Source organism: Planctomycetaceae bacterium (assembly GCA_041398825.1).
Classification (GTDB): domain Bacteria; phylum Planctomycetota; class Planctomycetia; order Planctomycetales; family Planctomycetaceae; genus F1-80-MAGs062.
On the sequence record JAWKTX010000007.1, the window covers coordinates 372737 to 384768 of the forward strand.

The 12032-nt window shown below is 55.1% G+C and carries 5 protein-coding genes; all 5 read right to left on the bottom strand.

Going from position 1 to position 12032, the window contains the following annotated elements; genetic code table 11:
• Positions 1–63 precede the first annotated feature (63 nt).
• Positions 64–192, bottom strand: a complete 129-nt coding sequence (locus tag R3C20_14850) for a hypothetical protein (GenBank protein ID MEZ6041782.1) — start codon at positions 190–192, stop codon at positions 64–66.
• Positions 189–4805, bottom strand: coding sequence for a PQQ-binding-like beta-propeller repeat protein (locus tag R3C20_14855; GenBank protein ID MEZ6041783.1), 4617 nt, complete (start codon positions 4803–4805; stop codon positions 189–191). Before R3C20_14855 ends, R3C20_14850 begins: the two co-directional genes overlap by 4 nt.
• Before the next feature lie 153 nt (positions 4806–4958).
• Positions 4959–9017, bottom strand: coding sequence for an AAA family ATPase (locus R3C20_14860; GenBank protein ID MEZ6041784.1), 4059 nt, complete (start codon positions 9015–9017; stop codon positions 4959–4961).
• On the bottom strand, positions 9014–10285 hold the full coding sequence (locus R3C20_14865) for an exonuclease SbcCD subunit D C-terminal domain-containing protein (GenBank protein MEZ6041785.1): 1272 nt from the start codon (positions 10283–10285) through the stop codon (positions 9014–9016). Before R3C20_14865 ends, R3C20_14860 begins: the two co-directional genes overlap by 4 nt.
• Before the next feature lie 187 nt (positions 10286–10472).
• The gene (locus tag R3C20_14870) at positions 10473–11969 is read right to left on the bottom strand and encodes a DUF1501 domain-containing protein (protein ID MEZ6041786.1); all 1497 of its coding nucleotides are present in this window, start codon (positions 11967–11969) and stop codon (positions 10473–10475) included.
• Between the last annotated feature and the right edge of the window lie 63 nt (positions 11970–12032).

Consider the following 12032-nt stretch of genomic DNA (forward strand, 5'->3'; position numbering starts at 1 on the left):
CAAGAGAACGGTGAATCAGGACTCTGACAAATGGTCCTCGATCATGGATCAGATCGTTCAGAATCAGTTGGCAGGGACCGTGTTGATATCTGCGGGACGAAACCGAATTCTGTTGCCAAACGCGCTGAAGTCCAGCATCTGGCCTTTTTGCACTTCCAGTCGCATTGACTGCATCGGAATACGGTAACTCATGGATTGTCTGCAAACCGTCTTTCCGGAATTTTCAGAATACCTGTGCATTGCAGCAACCAGCCGGTTGGCCGCCCGAGAAAGCCGGCCGCATTGCGGGCGTTGGATTCTTCAAGCTGGATGATCATCAGTACGGGCGACGAAGCCTCTTCGAATGTTGCGGTTGTCATGTCCTCTGTGTCCAGCCGCCAGCGCAGTTCACCAGTGGTTCGATCAAATGCAAACAACGCATCGCCCAGTGGAGTCGAACGCATCCCCACTCGTTGCATCGGGTCCACGCGACGTTTGGGGCCGATAATCGTCAGATAAACATTCAGTAAATCTGCGCGGGCAAACAGTCCTGGTCGTGGAGTCAATGAACTTCGGATCGCATTGTCAGTTCCTCCGGATTCCGCATTTCTCAGTTCTTCCGGTAGATCAAATGTGGAAACCTGACCATTCGAGAGGTCAATCAGGCTGAACTTCAATGGTGAATACGCCAGTAAAGTGTCTGCGTCGAGGACCTGAAAACTTGTGACGTCGGGCAGTTCGATCCGGCGGCTTACAAAGCCATTGGCTGGATTGATCCATTCCATCACTCGCGGGTTCTTCTTCACCCGCTCTGGTCTCAGCACAATCAGGTCTCGTCCTGCGGCCGTCAGGCTGGAGATGGCATCATCTGACGTCAGGGGGCTTCCTTCGATCAGGGTGCCATCAGAAAGCCTGCGGCATTCCACCACGCGCGTTCTTGTATTCAGAAGAACCACTGCTTCCGAAGTTGCGGTTGCGTAATACTCTTTCATGGCTCCCCGAAGTGCCCAGCGCGTCGTGCCGGTGCTGAGATCAATGATCTCAATCCGGCCTTCATCCTGAAGACAGATAAAGCGATCGGAGCCACCGCAGATGGTGATCGAGCCGGCTGACGTGATGCCCAGAACAGACCGCTGATAGATGGTAATGTCCACGAAAGGCATCGCGGCCGGCTCCCGACCGTAGCGAAGATCACTGGTGCTTCGCGACCACAGCGGTCGTCGGCTGATTGCAGATACCGCAGACACCGTTCGCAACGAATGTCCAAGCACGACAGTTCCATAACGGAGCAACGTTCCGCTGGATTCGCCATAGGGACGCGAAGTGTCCAGCGTGAGAGGCAGTAGACAGGGAACCGCATCTGTGCCCGGGGGAATGGCCGGGGCGGCATGACCACAAACCCGGTCTGCAACGCTGTTGTAATTCCAGATGTACCGGCTGAGATAAATGTCATTGACATCCAGTACTCGTACAGGCGTATCGGGAGACCGATAGACATTTGAAAGCACAGGAATCCCGATGAGCTGATCGTCCGGCCACGTCGACAGTTGAGCTCGCGAAAGCCGATCCCATTCTTCCCGCTCGACGCGAATCTCATGCAGCTGCGATCCCGGATCGGCAATGGAAGACACAGGCAACTTCACAGCTTGCTCTTCTATAAACCCGGTCAGCAGGTATCGAATGTCCTGATCATCGGCGTTGTCTCGCCATTCAAGAAGTCGCCGGATGACTCTCGAACGCAGATCATCGGACTGTGCGGCAAGGGAAAGAAGCTGGGCAAGCCTGTCATCAAACAAGCCCGCATCTGCGCGAGCGTCACTTCGTTTCATCGCTTCTTCGCAGACTGCCGGATGATCAATCAAAACCAGCATCTCATCCGAAAGCGATTCGATAAAACGCAGCAGAGTCGGCGACTGATGTGTGTCGGGCGATGCGAATTGCGCCGTGACCTGACGCAGCAGCCAGTAATTCAGGTCCTGAAAATGTTTAAGCGGGTCCGGAGTTCTCCCGGCGGCAGCAGTCACTGTCGATGACTGCCCACCATCCATGGAAATATCAACGGATCGAAATGCATCCAAAGGATCAGCTTCAACAGGAATCGGACCCGCCGAACTGACGGAATCCATTGCCTCCCTGACAACCTGAATGAGGTGATCGGGATCGTTCACCTGTAACGCATGCAAGACTCGAAGTTGCAGCAGCTTCGCGCGACTGGTTTGGGACATCGTCACTGCGTCCGCCCGATCCAGGACGCTTCTCAGGCGATCCGAATTCTCCTCATTCGGTTCTCGGGGTTCAGACAGTAGTTCTACTGCAAGCTTCGTAAGCGCGTCGACCTGCAGCTGTCGAAGTTCGGCATGGGAGATTACTGACGGCTCAACCGCATCGAGCAGGCTGAGAGCGGCGGTGAACTGATGCTCCCTGATGAGTTGTTCGGCTCTTCGTGCCACCGGAATAACGTTCGGTTCTGTCGAACGAGAGCCCAGCTGAGCAATCCATCCAGGATTGAACACCAGCATGCTGGAGCCACTGCTGATCAGATCCCCCGGGTGCTCAATCGAAGCGGAGATTCTTTTCATCAGGGATCCGTCTGTCATGGACACTGCAGCGACTGTTCCGTCAGTCAATGAAACATACAAAACGTTGTCGCGAACGGTTCCGCGGCCTGCGGCAACATTCAATAAAGTCTTTTCCCCTGGTATCTCAGCCGGGGATGCATCCTGCGATGGCGATGCATTCTTGTAAAAGAGTTTCAGGATGGCTCCCAGAGGATTGCCCTCATCATTGGCGTTTCCACTCGCCTGCTCCTGTGTTCCGGGGTTGCCAACAACGCATTTCCAGATCTTGTTCCCGGTAACGGAGTCAACCGCCTGTAGCCCGGATGAACCCCAGAACACGATCCTCGAAGCATCGGCGTAGATGACGCCCCGGTATTCGGATCCGTCAAACTCCCGGACAACCTCACCCGTTTGGCAGTCAATGGCGCGAATCCTGTGGCTTTCAGGGTCTGTCTGGAACAGTAAATCGTTCTCCAGCAGCAGTGGCTGCGCTGACCATACGGACTTCAGCGGCCGGGGTGGTTGCCATATTCGACCCCGGTTACGAATGATGGTCGTCTCGTCAGATGTTCTGACCGGAGGATGCGTCGCCCAGAGAATTGACTCTGTCAGAGAATCAACGGCCATTAACCAGTCCGTTCCGGTATCGGAATAAATGATGCCGTCATCGATCAGCGGTGTGAATGGCGTCAGGTTACGAGCCTGATCGTTTTGATGTTCCGGCCCGACAAAGCAAAGCGGCTTCTTCCATCGCACCTGACCAGATTCAGCATCCAGACAGGTGAGAGAAATCGACTCCGCCTGTTCCGCCAGTGCGTAAAGAAAACGATCATCTGATGCGGGCGGACCAGTGATCCTTGCCTCTGTCAGCTCATTGCCGAATTGCTCTTCCACGGCTTCACCGCCCACGGACCAGATTCGCCGGCCAGTCGTTTTCTCCAGAGCAATCAGCCTCGATATCGAAGAGATTCGATTCGCGGAACCTGGCATTGCAACAGGGGGTCTTGTCCCGCTGGATGTGTTCTTTACGGGCTCGTTGTGAATCAGGTAGACATGGTTCTGGTCCACTGTCAGCCGACCGAAAATTCCATCTCGATACAGGTGATGGGCAAACAAAGTCTGCTCAGTCTGGCTAAAGTCACTGGAATTTAATCTTAAAGAACTGCTAAGCCGGGATAGCCGGGTCGCCAGTTCACTCTCGATCGTCTCTGCCAGGTTGAGGGACGGTGCAGTCCAGGACCACCGCACGTCACCCGCATTCAACGCGATGGCCCTGACTCCGGTCAGGTTCCGGACGTAGACATTCTGGTCATCAATTGCCGGCATCCAGTTCGATGTCAGCAGAGCACCGTCATCTGCGGCATGAGACCGATACATCTCTGTCATTCGCTGGATTAAAGAGGAACGATGCAAACCCGCCAGCCACTGAGTGCCTGAGAAATCCACCGTGGAAACGTCCGTTGCAGTAACGTGCGCTGATTCATGGGAATCCTGCTTTCCATTGGCAGACTCTGCACTGATCTCGTTACTCCTGACCGTTCGAAGGGAATCAGTGGCTTCAGGTCGATTTGCAGCTCGTTCGTTCGTCGAAGCGATCCGCTCCGAATCAGGGGCTATTCGCTGAAGGATCCGTTTCGAAGCGCTTTGCCACTTCAACGGGATTCCCTCGGCCAGCAGTGGCCGGAGCCAGAATTCAGCGGGTTTTCGGCGTCCACGATCAAGATGCTGTTGTGCGATCAACAAATGAGACTGGTAAGCAGCTTCCGTCACAGGATACCTGAGGATGATGGAGACCAGGCTGGCAGGGTTGCCCCGGACCATTTTCTGCAGTTCCAGATGAGCCAGTTGTTCATCCTGTTTCTGAAGGGCTTTCAGCGCGGATTCCGGCAGCCTGTGGATTTCGTCAAAGACCCCGCGAAACAACGGCTGCCATGTTCGGGGCTCAGAAGTCTTCTTTCCATCACTGTTAATGGGGACCAGCAGACCGGGTTCCAGCTGGGACAGCAGCAGCATCTGGCCGATAGCCGCTCGAACATCCTTTTCCCGGACGTGTTCGCAGAGCAATTCAAAGGCCTGTGCTGTTCGTCTGTCTGTCAGGAGTTCTCCGGAAGCATCCAGAGCATTGGTCAATTGTGACGGAGGGACAGCCTGCCCGCAGGTTTCCGAAACGAGACAACAAACAACGGCAGAAAACATCATTACACAGGACCACGGAAAGCGTGGTGCCTTCGCATAGTCTTTCCTGTGATTTCCGTGGTCGTATCCCATGGGGTCCTCCTGCACTCCTGCCAGATGAGGTCTGGCCTCATTCTCATTGTACAAACAGGAATTCTAACCACCGATCTCTGAAACTGACGACCGCAATCCGGTTGGGTTTGCCATGCAGTCAGAATCAATCCGGAGCTGAAAATCGCTGAGGCCTCAGTCCCGGATCGATTCCACAGTCTCCGGATCTGCACTGGATGCTGAATTCAGTTTCAGGCTGCGACCTTCGACGGCGACCTTCGAACCCAACAGTGATTGCGCGTAACGAAAGGTCCGGTGATCGCAGCCAAGATCAGCACGAAGCGATTTCAGCGAAGTGCGCGTTTTCCCGGAGGCCTGATTCTGTTCCAGGATTTGCACGATTCTCGCTGCATGTTCCTCGATCCCTTCCGGCGTATTGTCAAACAGTGTGCGCACAACGAATGCGCGCCCGCTGGTGTCGGTGGCTCGAACCGTTGCGGCTTCGGTGAATCCGGGCACTACAATCCTCGAAGCGCCATGGCGACCTTTGACAACCCTGATCTGCACCGGAATAGCATCAGTCATTTCGGTGACATGGGAAATGACACCAACCTTGCGCCCCTGAGATTCCAGATGCATCAGGGCATTCATGGCCATGGCCAGCGTTTCCTGGTCCAGACTACCGAAGCCTTCATCGATGAACAACGATTCGATTCGCAGGCGATTGGATGTCAGCGATGCCAGCCCCAGCGCCAGAGCGAGCGAAACCAGGAACGATTCGCCACCCGATAACGACAGTATCGATCGCAGCTGATCACCCATATCACGGTCAGCCACCACCAGATTCAGTGACGCACCAAGCGACTGCAGACGATAGCGGCTGGTCAGTTGCTCCAGATGCGCGTTCGCGTAGCCAATCAGAATCTCCAGAGTTCTGCGCTGGGCCATCTTGCGAAATTTCGCCCCGTCTGCAGAACCAATGAACTCATCCAGTCGCAGCCACGGGTCAACTCGCATTTCCAGTTGTCTGAGTTCCTGGTGAAGCGATTCGCATCGCTCTCTCAGCTTGTCATCCTGATCCAGGATACTCCTGGCACTCGCCATCTGGTCGATCGCAGCCTCCACCTGTTTCCGAAGATCGTCAGCAACAGATCGAAGCTGCTGCTCAGATTCCTGCGACGGTCGAGTCTGTAAATGTTCATTGAGTTGCCGGATGGCTGCCTGCAGCCCCGCATCGGCAGACCGGAACATATCCTGTATCGACTCCAGAGACTGCTGTTCTGACTGAATCCATTCGCTGCTCCGAGCCAGCATGATGTCGATTTCCGACATGGACAGTAAGCGATTCTCCTGAGCAGCGAATTCTGTCAGCCAACTCTGCAGTTGTTCTTCAGCCTTCTCCAGGGTTTGCTCTGCCGTTTGCAGTTGTTCCGCGCGGGAATTGAGTTCGGCCCGGGCGGCCACCTCTTCACTCTGGGCCGCGTTCTTCTTCTGACGTAATTGCTCGAGCTCTTGAGCCATCGACTGGATGCGATTCGAAATGTCCGCTTCAACGACATCGGCGTCGCGACCTTCGAGCAACTGCTGTCGCTGCTTCGTTAATTGTTCGACTTCGGCCGTCGCGAGAGCCCGTTCAGCCCTGCATTTCTGAAGCACGGCTTCTGTGCTTTCACAGGATTGTCTCTGAAGAGACACACTGGACCGAGCCGTGACGTGTTCCTTCTCCGCTATTTGAAGTTGTTCTTTTGTCTGCAGACAGTCTTCCAGCCGCTGATGAATACCGATGCGAAGTGACCGGGCGTCCGTTTCGAAGGCTGTATGACCTTCATCTGCGACGTCCAGAAGCGGCTGCAGCGACAGACGCGAATTCTCAGCCACTCGCCGGTTATCCTGAACAGCCGACAGCTGACTTTCGACTCTGGTGCGAGCCACTTCGCACTGTTTTTCGAGTGTCGCAAACTGCTGTCTCAGGTTGCTGACCGACTTTTCGGCTTCCGCGAATTGTTTCGCACAGTGCTGACTGTGCCGAACAGCTTTGCGAAGTTCGACGTCCTGAGTTTCAACCGCTCTGATCTGGTCCGTGATGGTCGCAAGCTGCCTTTGAATCGTCGGACCGCGATCCGATGCCTCAACCTGCAACAGTGGAACAATCGCATCGTGGGCGAGGTGTTCAAAGGTCAATGCCTGCAGCATTTCAGTGGTGCTGCGAATCTGATCGTGGTATTCCTTCAGGCGACCAGAACGCTGTTCGATCGATGCTTCCAGTTTACTGCAGCTCGCCCGGTAGTTTCGCAGCCGTTTTTCCGTTTCAGACACCACTTCTTCGGCAGCGCGAATTGCAGAAGATTCAACGTCAGGTTCATGGGTGCTGAAGGGGTGCTCGTGCGATCCACAGACGGGACAGGGTTCGTTGTTTTGAAGTGTTGATCGCAGTCGTTTGGCCGCGTCGTCGACAGCCGCTCTCATGCGTTCGATCGATCGCCGCTCCTTTTCCAGAATCATTTCGGTCTGAGGAAGATCGACCCGGGCAAATCTCAGGCGCTGGGCTTCCTCTGCCTGGTTTTGTTTCTCGAGCAGCTGAATTTCCGTCGTTAGTCGGTTTCGTTCGCCCTGCAGTCTCTGTTGATCTTCCCAGTAACGACGGTACTCGTTCAGCACTGACTGCGTTCGCATCAGGCGTCGGCGATGGTCTGCCAGTTGATCGGGGTCGAAGGCCGCTTCCGCTTCTTTTGCCGCTACCAGATCCAGTTCCGTCTGTTGACACTTTTCACGCAGTGGCGCTTCGGAGTCTTTGGCCGCCTGCTGATCGCGCTGCAGCTGTTCCAGTGATTGCTGCAGCTGGCGCAACTGCTGTTCAGACTGATACAAAGCCTCGCGGGCTACGCGGGCCTGATCAAGTCGATTTAGCCAGAGGCTCATTTCCGGCGCGAACGAGGCGTATGCCGATAGACTGCTCTGCTGTTGGATCAGACTGGCGATGCGAGCCTGAAGGTTCTCAACAATCTGATGGGCTTGCGTTAGCTTTTGCTGAGCAGCCGCATGTTGAGTCTCCGCTTCCGTAAACTGTTCCTCGGCAGACAGCTTCCGGCGTTTTGCCGGTTGCAGCAGTGAGTCCAGCTTGCGTGCCTCAAGCAGGCTGGCCCGCAGATCTGTTTGTTGCTGCAGTAATCGGTCATGGTTTCGGCTTGTTTCGTCGAACTTCCTGCCGTATTCCTCCAGAGCTTTGACGAGGTACGAATGACGTTGTGCCGCTTTCGCGTGGGAAGTTTCGGCAACCTGAATTTGTTCCTTCGCGGCTAACTGATTCGCCCGAAGCATCCGACACTCACGCTGGACACGTTGAGTCAAGCTCAGGTCAATCCGACGTTGTGTCGATTCATGCAGCTTCTGCTCGGCGATCTGTTTGCCTTTTTTCGCCGTTTGCACCTGTTGATCGCGGGCGTGATGCTCTTTGAACCAGTCCAGCTGTGTTTGCAGTTGTCGGTGTTGCTGATCCAGTTCGGCATGCTGCTCTTTGGCTGCTGCGTAAACCCGTTGTGCGGCTTCGCGTTGTTCGTCATCCATCGGTTGATGGTCGCGAATTCTTTCACGCACTCGATCCAGCTCAGCCTTCTCTTTTTTTGTTCGCTCGAAGACGGCTTTCGAAATCGCTTCGAATTGTTCCGTGCCGGTCAGGGCCTGAAGAATTTCAGCCCGTTCTTTGTCATCGGCTTTGAGGAATGTGGCGAAATCGTTCTGGGCCAGCAGCACCGCTCGGGTGAACTGATCGAAGGTCAGCCCGATTTTGCTCTGAATGGCTGAGTTGACTTCTGTTTTCTTGCCGCTGCATTCAACGGGTCCCTGTCCCCCGGGACTGATGTGTCCTTTGAACAAAGTCATTTCTGACTGCTGCAGGTTCCCATCAGGTTTGTTATGGGCTCGGCGAACGCTCCATCGGGCCGTCCATTGCTGGTTGTCAATTCCAACGAACGCAACTTCGGCCATTCCTTCTGCCGTGCCACGCCGCAGCAATGTCCGAGGGTCATCCTGTTTCTCGCCATTGTCCAGATGCTCCAGCCGACCGACTCGATTCAGACGAGGCGTCTTCTCATAAAGAGCCAGGCATAAGGCATCAAGAAGACTGCTCTTGCCAGCGCCGGTTGGACCACTGATGGAATACAGGCCGGCCTTTGCCAGAGGATCGCAGGTAAAATCAACCGTATGCAATCCGGCAAGCGACGCAATATTGCGGAGTGATATTCGGAGAATCTTCATGCCTCAGCAGTCTCCTGCTGCATGACGATTTCGCGAAATGCCTGAAGCAGCGCCTGATCCGGGTCGGCCTGATATTTCTCTCGAAAAGCGTTTGTCAGAATTTCTTCGGGATTAATGGAATGCAGGTCCGCCAGACCGCTGGCCAGCATTTCCTCATCAAAGGATGCCGATCTGGCCATGGTCTCAAGTTTGATGGATGCCAGACGAACCGGCAGATTTTCCACCGCATCCTCAATCCTGACTCGGCGCGATGGGTCCGGGCCCTGATCAAGAATTCGCAATTCCAGAAAGGGGTATCGCTCCGGCGGAAGGTCATTCTCCAGTGTCAGGGTCGCCAGTTCGTCGACAAGACCATCAACCGGCACAGCACCTTTCGCTGGAACAGACAGCAGCGGAATGGTCCGTGGGACGGGAATCTCTTCAACCGTGGATACCCGGCATCCTTCGAAACAGACCCGGCACAGACTATGTTGGTAGCCTGATTCAGCAAAAGACAGTGGAAGCGGACTTCCGCAGTAACGAATTCGATTCTGCCTGAACTGCTGCGCCTTATGCAGGTGCCCCAGTGCAACGTAAGCGATTTCAGCAGGAAACATGCCGGGACTGACAGCCTCCGATCCACCGATGACAATCCGTCGCTCGGAGTCCCGTGATTCGATTCCGCCCATCACGTGGCAGTGTCCCATGGCGATAATCGGAATCTGTCCGCCAACCTGTTCGCCGATGCGCTCCGCCATCACGACAGCGGCATCCGTAGTTCGCCGGTACAATTCTTTGACACCATCCAGATACGGATCCTCAGCCTCCAGAAGCAGCGGTACATCGGACGGCCGGAGAAACGGGATTGCCAGGACAATTGCCTGAGTGATCCCTGTCGGACTGACAATCGGCACCAGGAACTTGTGGATGTCGATCTCGTCGTTCTCATTGCGGCTGACCGTACCGACCACGCGGATGTTCAGCGATTCAAGAAGTGAGGATGGTGATTCCAGCCGCGCGGCCGAATCGTGATTGCCGGCTGTAATCACAATCTGCATCGCGGGCAGACTGGTGGAAACGGTTGCCAGAAAATCGTAGTAGCGACGCTGAGCCAGTGCCGAGGGATTCACGGTATCGAACACATCACCCGAGATAATCAGCGCATCAGGACGATGTTGATCCAGCGTCTTCAACAGCCATTCCAGAAACTGCTGATGTTCGTAGTCGCGATCAAAGCCAAAGAACGACTGACCCAGGTGCCAGTCGGCGGTGTGAAAAACAGTCAGCATAGTTGGACGCCTGCTTCCGCAGCGGGTTAAGTCTCCGTACACAAGGCCAAACATTGTGCCTTGCCATCAGGTTCAGGGGGTTGCCTGGTCGCGATCCTTTGTCTCCGGGTGAAGACTTTGATCTGCCTCATGGCGACAGCACCGCATTTCGCCGGGGCTGACTTCCATGACTGAGCGAGACAGGATTCTAGCTCAGAATTTCCTTCACAACATGGGCGGGTTCGGCGCCTGTTAGTTTCTGGTCGAGACCCTGGTAACGAAACGTCAGTCGATTGTGGTCGATGCCCAGTTGATGAAGGATTGTTGCATTCATGTCCCGAATGTGAACCGGGTTTTCGACGATGTTGTAGCAGTAGTCGTCGGTTTTCCCGAATTCAAAGCCCCGCTTGACTCCGGCACCCGCCATCCACATCGTAAAACAACGGCCATGATGGTCGCGACCGTGGTTGTCAGCGGTCAACTGGCCCTGCGAATAGATGGTGCGGCCAAATTCCCCACCCCAGACGACAAGCGTATCGTCAAACATCCCGCGAAGCTTCAAGTCCGTGATAAGCCCGTAGACTGCGTGATCGATCGAATCACACTGACCACGAATCAGGCTCGGCAGACTTCCATGCTGGTCCCATCCGCGATGGAACAGCTGAACAAACGGCACGCCCTGTTCCGACAACCGGCGGGCAATCAGGCAGTTGCGGGCAAACGATCCGGGTGTTTCGACATCCTTGCCATAAAGTTCCATCGATGCCTGGGATTCTGTGCTGAGATCCATCAGACCCGGCACCGATGTCTGCATCCGGAAAGCCATCTCGTACTGCGCAATACGTGCCAGTGTTTCCGGGTCACCCACCTGGTCATAAGTTTCCTGGTTGATGGCTGCGATATGGTCGAGCATTCGGCGGCGTGTTGGCTTGTCGATACCGTCCGGATTGTTCAGGTACAACACCGGACTCGCGCCAGCGCGAAGTGCAACACCCTGATGCTGTGAGGGAAGAAATCCACTGCCCCACAGTCGACTGTACAAAGCCTGCTTCTGTCCCGGCCCGCGCGAAATCATCACAATATAAGACGGCAGATTTCTGTTGGGGCTGCCTAGCCCGTAGCTGATCCACGCGCCCATACTGGCCTTGCCGGGTTGCTGGAAACCTGTGTTGATGTAGGTAATCGCCGGGTCGTGGTTAATGGCTTCTGTGTGCACCGATTTCACGAGTGCGATGTCGTCCACCAACCTGGCCGTCTGCGGAAGAATCTCACTGACCCATGTGCCGTTTTGTCCGTGTCGGCTGAATTTGAACATGGGTGCTACGCAGGGAAAGGATGTTTGCCCCGACGTCATCGTGGTAATGCGCTGACCGTTGCGGATGGAGTCCGGAAGTTCTGTTCCGTGAATGGCCCGCAGTTCCGGTTTGTAGTCCCAGGTGTCAATGTGCGATGGACCACCGCACATGAACAGGTAGATAACACGCTTTGCCTTTGGAGCAAAATGAGGCAGATGTCGTTGAACTTCGGTTTGCAGAGTCTGCTGAGCCGCCGTATCAGTGAACGTATTCGCTTTCAACGCCGGAGACGTGCCAGCCAGCCATGCCAGAGCTGCCGCGCCCAAAGGCCGCCCGGAGTTGGCCAGGAGGTCTCGACGCGTCATGGATGACTGTAGTTCTGCGATGGGATTGGGCATGGCGGTAATCATGGAGGGCAGATTTTTGGAGGTAAACGACCTGAATGGCCGATTTCCGGAACCGAAGACCCGTAT